Source organism: Hyalangium ruber (assembly GCF_034259325.1).
Taxonomy (GTDB): Bacteria; Myxococcota; Myxococcia; order Myxococcales; family Myxococcaceae; genus Hyalangium_A; species Hyalangium_A rubrum.
The window spans coordinates 1-17,466 of the sequence record NZ_JAXIVS010000022.1; the positions used below are offsets into that span (position 1 = coordinate 1).

Here is a 17,466-nt window from a genome sequence, read left to right on the forward strand (position 1 = left end):
AGCGAAGAATTTGGCTCCCAGGCCAACGCGCTGGCCTAGCCGAGCCGGGCACTGATGCGCTCCTCGACCTGCTCCCAGGAAACCGTCTTCACGCTCCCGTTGAGCACTTCACGAGCCCGGCGCTCCAGTTCCGCAGACCACTCGACCTGGGCCTCCGGGTCCTCGTCCTCAACCTCCAAGCTGAGCAGAAGCTTGTGGGCAACCTCGGCGCGCTCCTCTGGGGGAAGCCGCAGCACATCCGAGAGGAGGTCTTCCTTGGTCGCCATCGGGCAGAGTTTAAGCCCCGCCCCATCCACCGGCAACGAACGCCCGGCCCGGAGGGCTGCCAGAATCGAGCCCTCTCCGCTTGCCGCGGGTTTGCGGCTGAAGGGCGTCGGGGAAAAACAAAAGCCCTGGAGTTTCTGCGGAAGTCCGCGAAACCCCAGGGCTTTCGAATGGTCGGGGAGACAGGATTTGAACCTGCGACCCCTTGGTCCCGAACCAAGTGCTCTACCAGGCTGAGCCACTCCCCGTTACCTGTCCTCTGCCGGGGTGCTTCCTCGGGCCGACAGAGTGCGGCGGATGTACCCGACCCGCCCGGCTGAGTCAACGTCTCAAGCACCCCTTTTCGTTCCTCCTACCTCCCAAACGCCAGCAGGCCTCCGCTCCACCCGGGGGCTCGCCGCCCCGGTCGCCTTTCCTACCCCTCCGGCCTCAGCGAACGGATCGCCTGCGCGTAGTCCTTCGAGCCAAACACGTACGAGCCCGCCACCAGCACCGTCGCCCCCGCCTCCACCACCCGCCGCGCCGTCTCCGCGTTGATGCCCCCGTCCACCTCGATGTCCGTGTTCAACCCCCGAGCGTCCATCATCGCCCTCAGCCGCCGCACCTTGTCCACCGTCGACTCGATGAAGCTCTGCCCCCCAAACCCCGGGTTCACACTCATCAACAGCACCATCTCCACCTCCCCCAACACGTCCTCCACCGCGGACACTGGCGTCGAGGGGTTCAGCACCACCGCCGGCCGCGCGCCCGCCTGGCGGATCTGCTGCAACGTCCGGTGCAGGTGAGGGCTCGCCTCCACGTGAACCGTCAGGATGTCCGCTCCCGCCTTCGCGAACGCCTCCACGTACCGCTCCGGCTCCACGATCATCAGATGCACGTCCAGCGGCCGGGTCGCCGACCGCTTGATGGCCTCCACCACCACCGGCCCGATCGTGATGTTCGGCACGAACCGGCCATCCATGACATCCACGTGAACCCAGTCCGCCCCCGCCGCCTCCACGGCGCGCACTTCCTCCGCCAGACGGCCGAAATCACAGGACAACAGCGACGGAGAGACGCGAACGGGACGGTTCATGGCGGGTCCGCTTCTTAACCGCTCCGGGTTTCCAACGGTACCGGACATTCCCTGCATGCACGCCGGTGGACACCCCGCTATCCAGTATGGTGGGCGGCCAGGCAGGCCGGACCCTCACGCGTCGTGCTACAACATGCGTGCCGACCCAACCCACGCCGTCACCCGGAGTCGCTCACCGGTGCTTTTCTCGTCCGACGAAAACGCTCTGACCCGCCGTCTTCAAAAGCTCACGTCCATTCTCGACGTGACCAAGGCGATGAGCGCCGAGCGCGATCTCGACCTGCTCCTGCCTCTCATCATCTATGAGGCCTCCAAGGTCGTCGAGGCTGACCGCTGCTCGCTCTTCATCCTCGACCGCGAGCGCAATGAGCTGTGGAGCAAGGTCGCTCAGGGCTCCAAGAACGAGATCCGCCTGCCCGTCGGCAGCGGCATCGCCGGCCAGGTCGCCGCCACCGGCGCCGTCATCAACATCCCGGATGCCTACTCCGACGAGCGTTTCAACCGCTCCTTCGACATCTCCAGCGGCTACCGCACGCAGACCATCCTCTGCGTCCCCATGCGCGATGCCAATGGTGAAGTCACCGGCGTCATCCAGGCCCTCAACAAGCGCGGCGGCCGCAGCTTCGACGCCGAGGACGAGGAGCTGCTGCTCGCTCTGGGCGCCCAGGCCGCTGGCGCCATCGAGAACGCCCTGCTCCACGAGGAGATCAACCGTCTCTTCGAGGGCTTCGTCTCCGCCTCCGTCGTCGCCATCGAAGCGCGCGACCCGTCCACCGCCGGTCACTCCGGCCGCGTGGCCGACCTCACCGTGTCGCTCGCTCAGACCCTCGAGCACCTGGAGAACGGCTCCTACGCCAACACCCGCTTCTCCGCCGTGGAGTTGCAGGAGCTGCGCTACGCCTCGCTGCTCCATGACTTCGGCAAGGTCGGCGTGCGCGAGGCCGTGCTCGTCAAGGCCGAGAAGCTCTACCCCCATGAGCTGGAGATGCTGCGCGCCCGCTTCCAGATCGCGCGCAAGGATCTGCAGCTCCAGAGCTACCGCCGCCGCCTCGCCGCCGTGAAGGTACGCGGCGACAAGGCCCTCGCCGAGATCGACGGCGAGGAGGATGAGCGGCTCGCCGAGGACCTCAAGCGCCTGGATGAAGTGTTCGACTTCCTCCTCACCTGCAACCGCCCCACCGTGCTCGCCCAGGGCGGCTTCGAGCGCCTCACCGAGCTGCGCAAGCTCACCTATACCGACTCGCGCGAGCAGTCCCAGCCACTGCTGCTCGACGGAGAGATCCGCTCGCTGTCCATCCCCCGTGGCACCCTCTCCACCGAGGAGCGCAAGGAGATCGAGAGCCACGTCGAGCACACCTACCGCTTCCTCTCGCAGATCCCCTGGACGCGCGCCCTGCGCCGCGTGCCGGAGATCGCCTACGCCCACCACGAGAAGCTCGATGGCACCGGCTACCCCCGCGCCATCCCCGAGAAGACCATCCCCGTGCAGTCGAAGATGATGGCCATCTCGGACATCTACGACGCGCTCACCGCCTCCGATCGGCCCTACAAGAAGGCCGTACCCCACACGCTCGCCCTCGACATCCTCAACAAGGAGGCCAAGGGCGGACAGCTCGACCGCGAGCTGCTCACCGTGTTCATCGAGGCGGAGATCCCCCGGAAGGCCCTGGGCTCCGTGAAGTAAGGCGTTCCGGCTTCGCCGCATCCTCATCCTCGGCGTGCTGCGCCCGAACGGCGCCGACGGCGGGTTCCAGCACCTGAAGCACCTGCTGGCCCCGAGGCTCGACGCGGAAGGGGGTACCCTCGTGCTCAGCGCCCACCAGACCCAGGCCACCGAGCTCGGCGGCGGCCTGCTCCACCCGCCCGTCAACGGCCACTCCTTCGTCGCGAAGTACACGATGAGCGGCGCCTTCCGCTGGGCCCGGGTGGTGGCCATGACCAGCTACTCCCCGCATGTGGCGCTGCTGCCGGATGGCGGGACCGTGGGCGTGCTGCCCGTCTTCGATCGCGTCTTCTTCGATCAGAGAACCTGGAGCAGCACCGGCCGGTTCGACACGCTCTTCTTCAACGCCGGGCCCTAGCCCGCAAAGCAGAAGCCCCTCCCACCGGGTGGTGTGGAGGGGCTTCTTTACTTCCGCGCTACGAAGCTCCGCCCTGGATGGTGTGCAGCCGCAGGCTGTTGATCTTGCCCGGCTGCCCCACCGGCGCGCCGTAGACGATGACGATGCGATCGCCCGCCCGGGCCAGCCCACGCGCCAGGAGCTCCTCCTCCACGCGGCGCACCATCGCCTCCGTGTCCTGGATGGGCTCCAGCACCCGCGGCACCACGCCCCACAGGAGCGCCAGCCGGCGGCGCACTTCCTGGTTCGGGCTGAACGCGACAATCGGAACCGGCGGCCGGTAGTGCGCCAGCAGCCGCGCCGTCACGCCCGACAGCGTGAACGCCGCGATGAGCGAGGCTCCGCTCGCCGCCGCCGCCTGGCACGCCACCCGGGCAATCACGTCCGGGAAGTGCGCCGGCAGCCCCAGCGGCGCGTCGATGATCCGCCCCAGGTTCTGCACCCGCCCCGCCGACTCGGCCGCCAGCACGATGCGGTCCATCATCTGCACCGACTCGATCGGGTACTTGCCGCTGGCCGTCTCGCCCGACAGCATCACCGCGTCCGCCCCATCGAACACCGCGTTGGCCACGTCGCTGGCCTCCGCGCGCGTGGGCCGCGGGTTGTCGATCATCGAGTTGAGCATCTGCGTCGCCACGATGACCGGCAGGCCGCGCGCGTTGGCCCGGCGGACGATGTCCTTCTGCACCGCCGGCACCTCCTCGGGCGGAATCTCCACGCCCAGGTCACCGCGCGCCACCATCACCCCGTCCGTCTTGTCCAGGATGGCGTCCAGCCGCGCGATGGCCTCCGGCTTCTCCAGCTTGGCGATGATGGGCACCTGCCGGCCCACCTCCGCCATCGCCTGCCGCGCCATCTCGATGTCCGCCGGCTGCCGCACGAACGACAGCGCCAGGAAGTCCACGCCCGCCTTGATGCCGAAGACCAGGTCCTCGCGGTCCTTCGGCGTCAGCGCGTCGGCCCGCACCGCCACGCCCGGCAGGTTGATGCCCTTGTTGTTCTTCAGTACGCCGCCCACCACCACCTGCGTGCGCAACAGCTGCTTCTTGTCCGTCTCGATGACCTTGAGCTCGAGCAGACCGTCATCCAGGAGGATGCGGTCGCCCGGGTTCACGTCCGCCGCCAGGTGCGGGTACGTGGTGGAGACGATGTCGTCGTTGCCCTTCACGCTCTCATCGGTGGTGATGGAGAACGTGGCGCCCTCCTTCAGCTCCGTGCTTCCGGTGATGAAGCGGCCGGTGCGGATCTTCGGGCCCTGCAGGTCCCCGAGGATGCCCACCGCCTTGCGCACCTTCATCGAGGCCGCGCGCAGCTTGGCGATGTTCTCCGCGTGCTGCTCGTGGCTGCCGTGGGAGAAGTTCAACCGGGCCACATCCATGCCCGCGTCCAGCAGCGCCTCCAGCATCTCCTGGCTCTGGCTGGCAGGGCCCAGGGTGCAGACAATCTTTGCTCGTCGCATAGGGGCAGGGAGGATGGGGGGCCCCTCGCGCGCGGTCAAGCACGCAACGCAGGCCCTTCGCTCGGTAAAACGGTAAAAGGGCTGCCAGGCCGCAGAGGCTTCAACCTCTCAACAACACGCCCAGGTTCTCCCGCTCCCAGCGCAGTGCGGCAGCGTAGTGCGGGAAGGCCTTCTCTCGGTCCCGGAACGCTCGCGGGTGGTGAACCCGCCGCCCGCCCCGCCCCGTGCTGGGGAAGAGCTGGTGCAGCATCTCGTGGAAGACGATGAACTCCACGAAGAAGGCAGGCACCTCGGGCCGGTCCAGCGCCGGGTGGATGCGAATCTCGCGCGTCTGGTGGTCGTAGACGCCCAGGCGGATGGACTTGCGCCGACGCCGCGGCGGCATGCGCCCCCAGCCAATGCGCGCCTGGATGCCGTCCTGGAAGTAGGTGCGGTTGACCGCCTCGAAGAGGGCCTGCAAATCGAAGCAACGCCCCTGCGGGTTGAGATCCGCGTCCGTCTCCCGACGGAACTGGCGGATGCGCGGCTGCTGGCCCCGGATGTAGTCGTCCAGGAGGCCGCCCGCTCCCCTGTGGCCCCGGCCGGCGTAGTCCGCCACCGCGCGCACTACTGGCTCGGGCGCGTCCAGGAACATGTGGTGCAGCCGCAGCTGCAGCACGTTGGCGCCCCGGCGAAAGGACACCATCGTCGAGCGGTTGTCCGTCACCGCCAAACGCACCGGCATGCCCAGGTCCGCCGACAGTCGCCACGCCAGCGACTCGGCCCGGGAGAACAGCTCGTCGCGCGTATCGCTGACGACGCGCGGCGCTTCCTCCACCAACCGGTTGCGCACCGGTGGCTGCATCGGCACGGGCACCGGTACAGCCCCAGGCACGGGCTGCACCTGCGGCGCCGGGCTGCCGGACAGGGTGAAGAGGGACATCTGGCGGGGGTACTCAGGCATCACTCGCCCAGCATCGTACCCGGCACCCCCACGGACTCAAGGCCGGTCGACATCGCCCGCCTCCTCTCCGTCGTGCCGTCAACCGCGGCCATGGTTCCGCGCCTCCTCCGCCAGCTGCGCTCCCAGCGCCTCCACCACCTCGCGCGTCGTACCAAAAGCCACTAGCACTTGCTCCATGGACTCGGCCTCCTCCACCGCGAGGCATGCGCTGCCCTCCTCGCGCGCCGCCTGGAGGTCCCCATAGCGGCCGACCGCCAGGCTCCAGCTCCCATCCGCCCACCGCTCGAAAGGGTAGAGCCGGCAGGCTATCGGGCGCACGTCCGCGGGGAGCATGCAGCCACGCTCGCGCTCATAGAAGACGCAGGCCCCTTCCTTCGCCAGCAGCGTCAACTGCACCGGCCCGCGGCGGAAGTAGCCCCGGTAGAGCGGCCAGCGGGCCTCGAAGTCCGCTGCCTCCTCCTCGGAGACGCCCACCTCCCGGATGAAGCGGCGCGGGGCGAGCCACGTATGCGCGGCGATGCGCTCCACGTCCGAGCGCGTCACCATCGCCAGCGACTCGGTGCCTCGCGGCTCGCAGCAGGACTTGCCCAACAGCTTCGGGCAGCGCGCACAGGCCGGGCTCTGCGGCGGCTTCATCCGAGCTGCGGCTCCGCGTGGCGCGTCTTCAGCAGGCGCTCGAGCCGCTCGGGCTCCAGGCGCACCATGAACGTCTTCTCGCGGCTGTAGAGCACCTGGCCGGGCGAGGCTCCCTTCACCTTGCGGACGAACTTCACCGGCACGTAGCTCACCTCGCCCCGCGGCTCTCCCTTGGCTCCCGAGTGGTGGAGCGCCAGGTGCGCGGCATCCAGCAACACCTCCTGCGCCACCTCCATGCCCTTGCCCAGCGGCACCACCACGTGGCTGCCCGGCTGCCCCCTCGCGTGCAGCCACAGGTGGTAGGGCCGCGCCACCTTGAAGGTCAGCGCGTCATTGTCCTCCGAGCCCCGCCCCACCCAGATGCGCTGGCCCCCGTGCCCCACGTACTCCTTATAAGGACGGCCCTCCTGCGGCCCCTCCTCTCCCGCCGGGATGTGGAGCACCTCCGCCTGGGCCAGCAGCGCCGCCTCGTCCATTCGCTCCAACTGCTCCAGCGCTGACTGCGCGTGCGCCACCTCGCGGGCCAGCTCCGCCTCGCGCCGGCGCGCCTGCTCCACGCCTCGCGTCAGCCGCTTGTACTGGTGGAAGCGCCAGTCCACCTCCTCCTTCGGCGAGCGCTTCGGGTCCAGCGTCACCTTCACGTCCTCCACGCCCGCCTCCGTATAGGCGGTGAGCGTCACCTCCGTGGCGCCCCGGCGCAGGCGGTGCATGTTCTGCGTGAGCAGCTCGCCCAGCCGGCGGTGCTCCTCCGCCTCCGGTCCTCGCGCCGCTTCGGCCCGCACCTTCTCCAGTGTCCGCCCCGAGCGCTTGAGCCGCGCCCGATAGGGCTGCGCCAGGCGCCGACGAATCGTCTCCGCGCGGCTCTTGCGGTCCCGCTCTCCCAGCAGCCGCTCGGCGGCCTCCGCATAGGGGGCGAAGTCTCCCGGCACGGGTGCCAGGCGCGAGGAGGACTGGCGCGCCTTCTCCAGCGCCTCGGGCGCGAGGGGCTCCGGTGGCGTCCACTGCGCTCCCGGGTACAGCCCCCGACGCTGGCCCAGTCCCTCGCCCGAGAGCATCAGCACCCGCCCGCTCTCGCTCAGCAGCACCAGCCCGCCCGGTGACGACAGCTCCAGCACCAGCCGCCGCGTGCCCTCCTCCTCTTGATGGAAGTCGAGCTCCACCACGCGCTCGGCCTCGCGCCAGCGCGCGCCGCGCAGCTTGAAGCCCGTGAGCTCCTGGCGCAGCCACCGCTGAAAGGGCGCGGGCTCTCCCGGCGTGGGGAAGCGATCAGCGGCCACCGAGAGCCGCGAGAGCTCTCCTTCCGCGCACAGGCACAGGAAGAAGGAGCGTCCGGGAATGCGCATCTCCACGTACGCCAGGCGCGGCAGCGGGCACCACGCCTTCTGCACCACCGCGCCCTTGAGGCGCTCCCCCACCTCCACCACCACCTGCTCCAGCTCCGTGGGCCGCAGCGACATGAGGCCCCTCCCCTCTGGAAAAATGAAAACGGCTCGGCGGAGTCCGCCGAGCCGTTCACGGGAGTCTAATGGAGTCTAACGCCCGTGGAGACCGCTTCAGGCCGTGGGGGCCGGGGTCGCAGCCGCCTTCTTGCGGGAGGCAGTCTTGCGCGTGGCCTTCTTGGCAGCCCCGCCCTTCTTCGCCGCCGTCTTCTTCTTCGGGGCGGCGGACTTCTTCGTGGTCTTCGCGGTCTTCGCGGTCTTCTTCTTGGCGGCCATGCAAAACCCTCCGTTGAGTTGGTTGCCCACACCCAAGGGGGGTGGGGCCCTGCACTCGCACTTCGTGATCGAGTGCTTGGAACTAATGGTAGAGGCGACTTGCGTGTGTGTCAACGCATGGTGACGTATTGCAGTGCGTGGCGAGGGCCGATTTTTCGGCCTCCGCGCATTCAGCGGCCCCAAAGTCGGGCCAGCGGCGAGCAGCCGAGCCCTCGCCGAGGCCGAAAAATCGGCTCCGGACGCGCTTCGCCGCGCGGGCCGAGAATTCGGCTCCGGACTAGGGTGCGCGCCCGACCATGAGTGCCGACGAGAAGACGTTTCCCGAGGACTTCACCTTTGGAGTGGCCACCTCCGCGTACCAGGTGGAGGGCGGAATCGAGAACGACTGGGCCGAGTGGGAGCGCGCCGGGAAGCTGAAGGAGCCGCACGTGCGCTGCGGCCGCGCGGTGGACCACTGGAACCGTTACGAAGAGGACTATGGGCTCGCGCTGGAGGCGGGGGCGCGCGCCTTCCGCATCTCGCTGGAGTGGGCGCGCATCGAGCCGGAGCGGGGCCGCTTCGATGGCGCGGCGCTCGAGGCCTACCGCGAGCGGCTCTTGCGGATGAAGGCCCGCGGCCTGCGCCCCGTGGTGACGCTGCACCACTTCACCCACCCCACGTGGTTCCACCGGGAGACGCCGTGGCACCTGCCGTCCAGCGTGGAAGCCTTTCGCGCTTATTCCCGCGTGTGCGCGCCGCTGCTGAAGGACCTGGACGCGCTGCTCATCACCCTCAACGAGCCCATGGTGGTGCTGCTGGGCGGCTATCTGCAGGGCCTGCTGCCGCCGGGCATCGCCGACGGGCCGAAGACGATGGCGGCCCTGGAGAACATGGTGCGGGCGCACGTGGCCGCGCGCGAGGAGCTGCAGGCGGTGCTCGGGAAGGTGGAGCTGGGAATTTCCCAGAACATGCTCTGCTTCGCGCCGGACCGGTGGTGGCACCCGCTGGACCGCGCCCTGGTCCGGCTGGGCGGCCACGCCTACAACCACGCCTTCCATGAGGCGCTCGTCACCGGAAAGCTCCGGGTGACGATGCCGGGCGTGGCCTCCACCCGGGTGGACATTCCCCAGGCGAAGGGCTCGTGCGAGTTCATCGGCGTCAACTACTACTCCCGCGCCCACCTGCGCTTCATCCCCCGCCCCCCGTTCATCGAGTTCAAGTTCCGCGACAAGCTCGGCCGCGGCCTCACCGACATCGGCTGGGAGGACTACCCCGAGGGCTTCGGAGACATCCTCCGCGAGGTGAAGCGCTACGGGCTGCCCGTGTGGGTGACGGAGAACGGCATCGACGACCGCGACGGCGCGCGCCGGCCCCACTACATCCACCGGCACCTGGAGCAGGTACTCGCCGCCCGGGCGCAGGGCGTGGACGTGCGCGGCTACCTCTATTGGAGCCTGCTGGACAACTTCGAGTGGCTGGAGGGCTGGGGGCCCCGCTTCGGGCTCTACCACGTCGACTTCGAGACGCTGGAGCGCCGCCCCACCCCCGCCTGCGCGTACTTCCGCGAGGTGGCGCAGGGCCGAAAGCTGGTTCAGCCCAGCGCGGCCCGGTAGTCCACGTCCTGCTCCTCCTCGGGAGCCGACAGGTCCACGAGGGCGGAGGCGAAGAAGCGCCGCACGGCCTCCTCCACCGCCTCGGGCGTATCCAGCGCGTTGACCTCCGCGCGGAAGGTAGCGGCACCGCGCAGGCCGTGCGCGTACCAGGCCATGTGCTTGCGGAACGAGCGCACCGCGCCCAGCACGTCGCCCACGAAGTCCACGTGCGCGCGGAAGTGCTCCAGTACCCCCGCGCAGCGCTCCTCGGGCGTGGGCGGCTCGCCTCCGGCCAGCTCGCGGAAGATCCACGGGTTGCCCAGCGCCGCCCGGCCAATCATCACGAAGTCACAGCCGGTGGACTCCTGCATCCGCCGGGCGTCCGCGGGCGTCTTCACGTCCCCATTGCCGATGATGACCCGGTCCGGGAAGTGGCGCTTGAGGTCGGCGATGACGTTCCAGTCCGCGTGCCCCGAGTAACCCTGGTCCCGCGTGCGCGGGTGGATGGCCAGCGCCGCGCAGCCCGCCTCGAACAACGTGCCCGCGAGCTGCAGGTAGTTCAGGTTCTGACGGTCCCAGCCCGAGCGAATCTTGCAGGTAACAGGCAGCCCCGTGGCGATGACGATTTGCCGGACGATGTCCGCGGCGCGCAGCGGCTCGCACAGCAGGGCGCTGCCGGCCCCGTTCTTCGTCACCTTCTTCACCGGGCAGCCCATGTTGATGTCGATGATCTGCGCGCCGTACTCCTTGCCCATCACCGCCGCGCGCGCCATGGCCTCCGGCTCGCCTCCAAAAATCTGCAGCGAGTAGGGGCGCTCCACCTTGGAGTCGAAGCGCAGGTACTTCAGCGTGCGCTGGTTGGCGCGCATCAACCCCTGCGAGCTCACCAGCTCCGTGGGGCACAGCGCCGCGCCCATCCGAAAGGCGATGACCCGGAAGGGGCGCTCGCTCACCCCCGCCATGGGCGCGAGAATGTAGGGGTTGGGGAGGCTATAGGGGCCGATCTGCAACATGGGGGGCAGGGAAACTAGCGGATTGCCAAACGGTGTGCAGGTGCCTAGCAACAGCCTGCACGGTCACACCCTAACGGTTAAGGTGGTAGCCCATGTTCCGCTTTCGCCTCGGGACGATTCCCGTCGAGGTCCAGGCCAGCCATCTGCTCACCTCGGCGGTGCTCGCCTTCTCTTTCATGCCCGAGACCCGGCCCGGCATCACCGGCTCGGCCGCCTTCTATGTGCTGTCGTGGGTGCTCATCGTCTTCGTGTCCGTGCTCATCCATGAGCTGGGCCATGCCCTGGTCAGTCGGGTGTACGGCTACCAGCCGAGCATCACCCTGGCCTGGATGGGCGGGCATACCCACCCCAATGCCCCCGGCCCCATCCCCTGGCACCGGGACGTGCTGCTGACCCTGGCCGGCCCCCTCTTCGGGCTGATGCTGGGGGTGGCGTGCTGGGCGAGCCTCCGCTTCCTCCAGCCCGAGTCGGAGGCGCTCCAGTACTTCTTGATGGTGGGCGCCATCGCCAACTTCTTCTGGGCCGGCTTCAACATGCTGCCCGTGCTGCCGCTGGATGGAGGGCGCATCTCCAGCGTGCTGGCGGTGAAGTTCTTCGGACACCGCGGCTTCGTGGTGTCCCAGGCCGTGGCGCTGCTCACCTGCGTGGCCCTGGTGGCCTGGGGGCTCCAGCAGCGCGCGCCCATGCTCACCCTGTTCTTCGCCATGTTCGGATTCCAGGCGGCGCGCACCCTCACCGAGGCGCTGCGCGGCGGTGGCAAGCAGGTGGGCCTGGAGCAGGCGCCCCTGGTGAATGCGCTCGAGCAGGCCGAGCTGGCGCTCTCCCAGGGAGAGACCCGGGAGGCGCGGGTCCGGGCCGCCTCCGTGCTCGACGCGGGCGAGGCGCTCACCCCGGAGCTGGCCAGCCGCGCCCACTATCTTCTGGGGTGGGTGGCCCTCAAGGAGGGCCAGGGCCGGCCGGCGCTGGACCACTTCTCCCAGGTGCAGGGCCAGTCCGTGGAGGCCCACGCCCTGGGCGCGGCCTTCTCGCTGATCGGCGACGAGCCGCGCGCCCTGCCCCTGTGGGAGAAGGCCTGGCGCGACAGCGGGGATCGCACGGTGATGCACGAGTACGCTGGCTGCCTCATCCGCTCGGGCAGGACGCCCCAGGCGCTCAAGCTCCCGGGGGTGGACCCGGCGGCGGCCTTCTCCTGCGCCGAGCGCGTGCTCTTCATCCGGGGCGCGTACTCGGAGGCGGCGGCCATGGGAGAAGAGGCGCTCGCCCACGCGCCCAACCCCACCATCGCCTATGACGCGGCGTGTGCATTCGCTCGCGCACACAACACCTCTGACGCGGTGCGCATGCTGCACCGCGCCAGCGAGCTGGGCTTCCGCGACGCGGCCTATGCCGCCTCGGACGAGGATCTGGCGCCGCTGCACGGGCACCCGGGGTTCGAGGCCTGGCTGGCCGCACTGCGGCAATCTGCATCCTCCTGACAGAGCCATGACAAAGGGGGGTGTTGATGCGGGGTGAGGCTGAGCACTTTCCCGCCCGCTCAACACCCTGCCGAGGCTCCGCTTGCAAACCGACTCCCCCCTCCAGGTTTCCGACGAGAAGATCAACTGGGTCAGCTCCATCCCCTTCATCGCGATGCACCTGATGTGCCTCTTCGTGTTCTACGTGGGGGCCAAGCCGGTGGACGTGCTGGTGTGCCTGGCGCTGTACGTGGTGCGCATGTGGGGCATCACCGCGGGCTACCACCGCTACTTCAGCCACCGGGCCTATAAGACGAACCGCGTCTTCCAGTTCATCCTGGCCTTCGTGGGCACCACCGCCACGCAGAAGGGCGTGCTGTGGTGGGCGGCCAACCACCGGCACCACCACCGCGAGTCGGACTCCGAGAAGGACATCCACTCGCCCATCCAGAAGGGCTTCTGGTGGAGCCACATGGGGTGGATCATGTGCCCCAAGTACGAGGCCACCCGCTTCGAGTCCATCAAGGACTTCGCGCGCTTCCCGGAGCTGCGCTTCCTCAACCGCTTCCACCTGCTGCCGCCCATCGCCCTGGCCGTGGCGCTGTACTTCATCGGCGGCTTCTCGATGCTGGTGTGGGGCTTCTTCGTGAGCACCACCGTGCTGTGGCACGGCACCTTCACCATCAACTCGCTGAGCCACATCTTCGGCAAGCGCCGCTACAAGACGACCGACACCAGCAAGAACAACTGGCTGCTGGCGCTCATCACCCTGGGCGAGGGGTGGCACAACAACCACCACTACCACCAGAACACCGCCAACCAGGGCTGGTTCTGGTGGGAGGTGGACTTCAGCTACTACTCGCTCAAGGCGCTCTCGTGGATGCGCATTGTCAGTGACTTGCGCACCCCGTCCGATTCGGTGAAGTACTCCTTCAAGAAGTACTCGGCCGAGGACCGCGCGGCGCTCAACGCCCCCACGGCCTTCTGGGGTGCGATGGCGGCGCAGAAGAAGGCGGCGGAGGGCAAGGTGCGCGAGGCCCTGGCCGCCGCGGCCGACCACCTGCCCACCTCGGCGCCGGCTCCCCAGCCGATGCTCAAGCGGCAGTAGGGCAGGCAGGGCGGCCCGCACGTCACTCCCCCGGTCGCCCAGGCGCCGGGGTAGAGTGCGCGGGCCTGTGTCACCTTCTTTCGTGAAACCTGAAGCCGGCCTCCCGCGTACAGGACAGGCCTCGGCGCGCAGCGGCGCCGAGGAGTCCGACGAGGAGTTGATGGCCAGGTTCTGCCAGGGAGAGGCGGGAGCGTTCGACGCGCTGTTCCAGCGCTATTCGCGCCCGGTCCACGGCTACCTGACGCGGCTCACGGGAAGCCCCTCGGCGGCCGAGGACCTGGTGCAGCTCACCTTCCTGTCCCTGGTGCGCGCCCGTGGGCGCTTCCAGCCGGGCGCCCGGGTGAAGCCGTGGCTGTACGCCATCGCCACCAACGCCGCCCGCGACAACCAGCGCCGCAACAAGCGCCCGGAGGAGCTCACCGAGGAGGGAGAGCTGCCCGCCACCGTCGCCGCCGACTCGCCCGGCCCCCGGGACACGGGCCTGGAGCGCACGGTGCAGCGCGCCCTGGAGATGCTGCCCGAGGGCCAGCGCGTCCCCATCGTCCTCCACCGCTTCGAGGGCATGAGCTTCGCGGAGATCGCCGAGTCCATGGGCCTGACGGAGTCAGCGGTGAAGGTGCGCGCCCACCGGGGCTATGCGCGGCTGCGCGAGCTGCTCGCGGGCCTGCGAGAGGAAACGAGCTCATGAGCCCCGAGTGCGAACGCGTGATGGATGCCCTGGGAGGCCCGCTGCCGCCCGAGCTGGCCGCGCATGCCGCCTCGTGCCCGGACTGCCGCGCCCTCACCGCGGGCTTCGGCGCGCTCGAGGCCCTGCCGGTCGCCGCCCCGCCGGCGCCCGCGGTCTCGGCCCCGAAGCTCGAGGCGGCGCGCACCCAGGCCCTCCAGGAGTTGGCCGCCAAGCCCCTCCCCACGCCGTGGTGGCGCGAGCTGCTCGTGCTGCTGGCGGTGTATGCCGTGGTGATGGTGGGCGGCGTGTTCGGGCTGGGCCGCGTGGGGCTGGTGGCCAACATGGCCCCTCCGATGGTGGTGGCCGGCATCGCCTTGCTCCTGCTCGCGCTGGTGGGCGGCGGCGCGTTCATCGCCGTGTCTCCCTCGGGCCGGCGGACGCCCTGGCTGTTCATCGGCGCGGTCGCCGTGGCCGTGGCCATCGTCCAGATCGTCGGAGGCTCGGGTCAGCCAGGGCTGCGCGGCTTCCTCGCGGGTGTGATTGGGTGCATGAAGACGGAGGTGCTCTTGTCGGTGCCTCCCCTGCTCATCACCCTGGTGCTGCTGTGCCGCACCGCCTTCCAGCCCGTGCGCGCCGTGGCCGCCGGGCTGTCCGCGGCCGGAGTGAGCCTCTTCGTCCTGCACCTGCACTGCTCGGACGGCACCGCCTCGCACCTGGCGCTCGGCCATGTGCTGCCGTGGCTGGTGCTGGCCGGGGTGGCGCTGCTGCTTCGCGCGTGGCTGCCCACGCGCAGCTACGCCCCCTGAAAGGCCCGCGTGTAACCGGCGCGCGCGGAGCGGCGTACCACCGGGTATGCACGCCGTCCTCCTCGCCCTGCCCATGCTCCTCACCGCCGCCACGCCGCGCACCCCTGTCCTGGTGGAGCTGTTCACCTCCGAGGGCTGCTCGAGCTGTCCCTCCGCGGATGACTCCCTGGCGCGGCTGGCCCAGAAGCAGCCCGTGGAGGGCGCCGAGCTCATCGCGCTTGGGTTCCACGTGGACTACTGGGACTCCCTCGGGTGGAAGGACCCCTACGCCGCGCCCGAGTACGGCGCCCGCCAGCGCCGCTACGTGCTCGATGGGGACGAGAACCGCGTCTACACCCCGCAAATGGTGGTGGACGGCGAGCGCACCTTCGTCGGCAACGAGGAGGAGGCCCGCGCCCAGGCCGCCGCCGCCGCCAAGCGCCCCAAGGTTCCCCTGAACCTCACCGCGCGCGTGGAGGGCAGCGCGGTGGTGGTGCGCGTGCGAACGGAGACGGCCCCCGCCGAGGGCCTGGAGCTGTGGGCGGCGCTGGCCGAGGACGGGCTCTCCTCGGAGGTGAAGCGGGGGGAGAACGCCGGGCGGAAGCTGGTACACGCGGCGGTGGTGCGCACCCTGGCGAGCCTGCCCGCGCCCAAGGCGGCGGAGGGCAGCTTCGTCTCCGAGGCACGGCTGAAGCTCGCGCCGGGCTGGAAGCGGGAGAAGCTGCGCGCGGTGGTGGTGCTACAGGCGCCCGGCGGCGCGGTGCGCGGCGCGGCGGCGGTGGAGCTGGCGCAGCGCTGAAGGGGGCGGAGGCGCACCCGGGTCCTGCCCGGACACGCCCCGCCGTCCCTGAAAGCGGGTCAGACCTCCGAGAGCGCCTGCTGGGGGAAGGCGCGCGCGTCCACCTTCGGGTAGTACGCCTTCACCAGCCCGTCCGGGCCGACGATGACCCCCACCCGGCGCGCGTTGGGCGCCTTGGCGTCGTCACAAGCGCCGTAGGCCATCCCCACCGTGCGCTCGGTGTCGCACAGCAGGGGGAAGTTGAACCCGAACTTCTCGGCGAAGGCCTTGTTCTCCTCGGCCGTGTCGAAGCTGATGCCGAGGATCTCCGCGGACTTCTCCTGGTACTTCGGCTTGTGGTCGCGGAAGCCGCACCCCTCGGCCGTGCAGCCCGGGGTGTCCGCCTTCGGGTAGAACCAGAGAATCACGGTCTTGCCCCGGTACTCGGACAGCGTGTGCGTCCGACCGGTGTGGTCCTTCACCGTGAAGTTCGGGGCCATGTCTCCAGGCTTGAGCATGGGGCGCTTTCTAACTCAGGGACGGCCGATGCCGTAATAGGTGAAGCCTTCCTCCCGCATCTGTGTCGGGTCGAAGATATTGCGGCCATCGAAGATGACCGGGTTCTTCATCAGGCCCTTGAGCCGCTGGAAGTCCGGGCGCCGGAACTCGTTCCACTCCGTCACCAGGAAGAGCGCGTCGGCCCCTTCCGCCGCCGCGTACCCGGAGGGCGCGTACCGCACGCGGTTGCCGAAGTAGCGCTGCGCTGCCTGCGTGGCCACCGGGTCATGGCACTGCACCCGGGCGCCCTTGCCCAGCAGCCCCTCGATGAGCTCCACCGAGGGCGCCTCGCGCATGTCGTCCGTCTTCGGCTTGAAGGCCAGCCCCCACACCGCGAACGTCTTGTCCGACAGCTCCCCGAAGTGCCGCACCGCCTTCGCCAACAGGCAGCGCTTCTGCCGCTGGTTGGTGTGCTCCACGGCGCGCAGCAGGTCCAGCTCCACGCCGTTCTCCCGCCCCGTGGCCATCAGCGCCTTCACGTCCTTGGGGAAGCACGAGCCGCCGTAGCCCACGCCCGGGTGCAGGAACGGGTGGCCGATGCGCCGGTCCGAGCCCATGCCCTTGCGCACGAAGTCCACGTCCGCGCCCACCTTCTCGCAGAGCGCGGCGATGTCGTTCATGAAGGAGATGCGCGTGGCCAGCATCGCGTTGGCCGCGTACTTCGTCATCTCCGCCGAGCGCGCATCCATATAGAGGATGGGGTTCTCCGTGCGCACGAACGGCGCGTAGAGCTGCCCCATGATGCGCCGCGCCCGCTCGGAGCTGGTGCCAATCACCACCCGGTCCGGCTTGAGGAAGTCCTCCAGCGCCGCGCCCTCCTTGAGGAACTCGGGGTTGGAGACGACGTCGAACTCCACCTTCGTCACCTGGGCAATGACTTCCCGCACCTTGTCCGCCGTGCCCACCGGCACGGTGCTCTTGTCCACCACCACCGTGTACTGGCGCAGCGCCCGGCCGATGCCCTCGGCCGCGTCCAGCACGTAGCTCAGGTCCGCGTCCCCACTCTCGCCCTGCGGCGTGCCCACGGCGATGAACACCACCTGCGCCGACTCCACCGCGGCCGAGAGGCTCGTGGTGAAGTGCAGCCGCAGCGCCTTCATGTTGCGGTGCAGCAGCTCCTCCAGCCCCGGCTCATAGATGGGGCACACGCCGGCCTGGAGCGCGCGGACCTTGCCCTCGTCCACGTCCACGCAGGTGACGTCATTGCCAGACTCGGCGAGGCAGGTGCCTGCCACCAGGCCCACATACCCTGTACCCACGACTGCGATCTTCATGGCGTGCCAGTCCCTTTCACGTCGGTGTCGAAAGTGTTGCGCCGCC

The 17,466-nt window shown here is 69.5% G+C and carries 18 protein-coding genes and 1 tRNA gene; 8 read left to right on the forward strand and 11 right to left on the reverse strand.

Annotated elements, in window-relative coordinates:
* Window positions 1-35: 35 nt before the first annotated feature.
* From SYV04_RS39885 to rpe, 3 genes are all read right to left on the reverse strand, one after another.
* On the reverse strand, window positions 36-266 hold the full coding sequence (locus SYV04_RS39885; RefSeq protein ID WP_321551328.1) for an addiction module protein: 231 nt from the start codon (window positions 264-266) through the stop codon (window positions 36-38).
* Window positions 267-435: 169 nt separating this feature from the next.
* Window positions 436-512 (reverse strand) — tRNA-Pro (locus SYV04_RS39890).
* 167 nt (window positions 513-679) lie between these two features.
* Entirely contained in the window at window positions 680-1,339 is a 660-nt protein-coding gene (rpe, locus tag SYV04_RS39895) for a ribulose-phosphate 3-epimerase (RefSeq protein WP_321551329.1), read from the reverse strand.
* 256 nt (window positions 1,340-1,595) lie between these two features.
* Between rpe and SYV04_RS39900 the strand changes: the two genes are divergently transcribed.
* Window positions 1,596-3,023 carry a GAF and HD-GYP domain-containing protein gene (locus SYV04_RS39900; RefSeq protein WP_321551330.1) on the forward strand — a complete coding sequence of 476 codons (1,428 nt, stop codon included), beginning with the start codon at window positions 1,596-1,598 and terminating at the stop codon, window positions 3,021-3,023.
* A gap of 34 nt (window positions 3,024-3,057) precedes the next feature.
* Window positions 3,058-3,420 carry a hypothetical protein gene (locus tag SYV04_RS39905; protein WP_321551331.1) on the forward strand — a complete coding sequence of 121 codons (363 nt, stop codon included), beginning with the start codon at window positions 3,058-3,060 and terminating at the stop codon, window positions 3,418-3,420.
* Between the two features lie 58 nt (window positions 3,421-3,478).
* On the opposite strand, the gene pyk is transcribed toward SYV04_RS39905, so the two are convergent.
* From pyk to SYV04_RS39930, 5 genes are all read right to left on the reverse strand, one after another.
* On the reverse strand, window positions 3,479-4,918 hold the full coding sequence (gene pyk / locus SYV04_RS39910) for a pyruvate kinase (protein WP_321551332.1): 1,440 nt from the start codon (window positions 4,916-4,918) through the stop codon (window positions 3,479-3,481).
* Window positions 4,919-5,018: 100 nt separating this feature from the next.
* Complete coding sequence (locus tag SYV04_RS39915) at window positions 5,019-5,861, reverse strand: hypothetical protein (RefSeq protein ID WP_321551333.1); 843 nt, start codon at window positions 5,859-5,861, stop codon at window positions 5,019-5,021.
* Between the two features lie 78 nt (window positions 5,862-5,939).
* Window positions 5,940-6,497 carry a YkgJ family cysteine cluster protein gene (locus SYV04_RS39920; protein WP_321551334.1) on the reverse strand — a complete coding sequence of 186 codons (558 nt, stop codon included), beginning with the start codon at window positions 6,495-6,497 and terminating at the stop codon, window positions 5,940-5,942.
* Window positions 6,494-7,954 carry an NFACT RNA binding domain-containing protein gene (locus SYV04_RS39925; RefSeq protein ID WP_321551335.1) on the reverse strand — a complete coding sequence of 487 codons (1,461 nt, stop codon included), beginning with the start codon at window positions 7,952-7,954 and terminating at the stop codon, window positions 6,494-6,496. Before SYV04_RS39925 ends, SYV04_RS39920 begins: the two co-directional genes overlap by 4 nt.
* A gap of 96 nt (window positions 7,955-8,050) precedes the next feature.
* Window positions 8,051-8,212: a hypothetical protein gene (locus SYV04_RS39930; RefSeq protein ID WP_321551336.1), complete on the reverse strand. Its 162-nt coding sequence runs from the start codon at window positions 8,210-8,212 to the stop codon at window positions 8,051-8,053.
* Window positions 8,213-8,508: 296 nt separating this feature from the next.
* On the opposite strand from SYV04_RS39930, the gene SYV04_RS39935 reads away from it, so the two are divergent.
* Window positions 8,509-9,804, forward strand: coding sequence for a glycoside hydrolase family 1 protein (locus tag SYV04_RS39935; RefSeq protein WP_321551337.1), 1,296 nt, complete (start codon window positions 8,509-8,511; stop codon window positions 9,802-9,804).
* Here the strand turns inward: SYV04_RS39935 and dusB are convergent.
* A complete protein-coding gene (gene dusB / locus SYV04_RS39940; protein ID WP_321551338.1) occupies window positions 9,783-10,796 on the reverse strand; it encodes a tRNA dihydrouridine synthase DusB in 1,014 nt (337 codons plus the stop codon). The genes SYV04_RS39935 and dusB overlap by 22 nt on opposite strands.
* Window positions 10,797-10,888: 92 nt before the next feature.
* On the opposite strand from dusB, the gene SYV04_RS39945 reads away from it, so the two are divergent.
* The 5 genes from SYV04_RS39945 (at window position 10,889) to SYV04_RS39965 (ending at window position 15,609) form a co-directional block, all read left to right on the forward strand.
* Entirely contained in the window at window positions 10,889-12,271 is a 1,383-nt protein-coding gene (locus SYV04_RS39945) for a TPR end-of-group domain-containing protein (RefSeq protein ID WP_321551339.1), read from the forward strand.
* 82 nt (window positions 12,272-12,353) lie between these two features.
* Window positions 12,354-13,358 carry an acyl-CoA desaturase gene (locus SYV04_RS39950; RefSeq protein ID WP_321551340.1) on the forward strand — a complete coding sequence of 335 codons (1,005 nt, stop codon included), beginning with the start codon at window positions 12,354-12,356 and terminating at the stop codon, window positions 13,356-13,358.
* An 82-nt stretch (window positions 13,359-13,440) separates the two neighbouring features.
* Window positions 13,441-14,046, forward strand: coding sequence for an RNA polymerase sigma factor (locus tag SYV04_RS39955; RefSeq protein WP_321551341.1), 606 nt, complete (start codon window positions 13,441-13,443; stop codon window positions 14,044-14,046).
* Window positions 14,043-14,831 (forward strand): NrsF family protein, encoded by a 789-nt coding sequence (locus SYV04_RS39960; RefSeq protein WP_321551342.1) that lies wholly within the window; start codon window positions 14,043-14,045, stop codon window positions 14,829-14,831. The genes SYV04_RS39955 and SYV04_RS39960 overlap by 4 nt, the downstream gene beginning before the upstream one ends.
* Window positions 14,832-14,877: 46 nt before the next feature.
* Window positions 14,878-15,609, forward strand: coding sequence for a DUF1223 domain-containing protein (locus SYV04_RS39965; protein ID WP_321551343.1), 732 nt, complete (start codon window positions 14,878-14,880; stop codon window positions 15,607-15,609).
* A 59-nt stretch (window positions 15,610-15,668) separates the two neighbouring features.
* On the opposite strand, the gene SYV04_RS39970 is transcribed toward SYV04_RS39965, so the two are convergent.
* Both SYV04_RS39970 and SYV04_RS39975 read right to left on the reverse strand, forming a co-directional pair.
* Window positions 15,669-16,106, reverse strand: coding sequence for a peroxiredoxin (locus SYV04_RS39970; protein WP_321551344.1), 438 nt, complete (start codon window positions 16,104-16,106; stop codon window positions 15,669-15,671).
* Window positions 16,107-16,121: 15 nt separating this feature from the next.
* Window positions 16,122-17,420 carry a UDP-glucose dehydrogenase family protein gene (locus tag SYV04_RS39975; protein WP_321551345.1) on the reverse strand — a complete coding sequence of 433 codons (1,299 nt, stop codon included), beginning with the start codon at window positions 17,418-17,420 and terminating at the stop codon, window positions 16,122-16,124.
* Window positions 17,421-17,466: the final 46 nt, after the last annotated feature.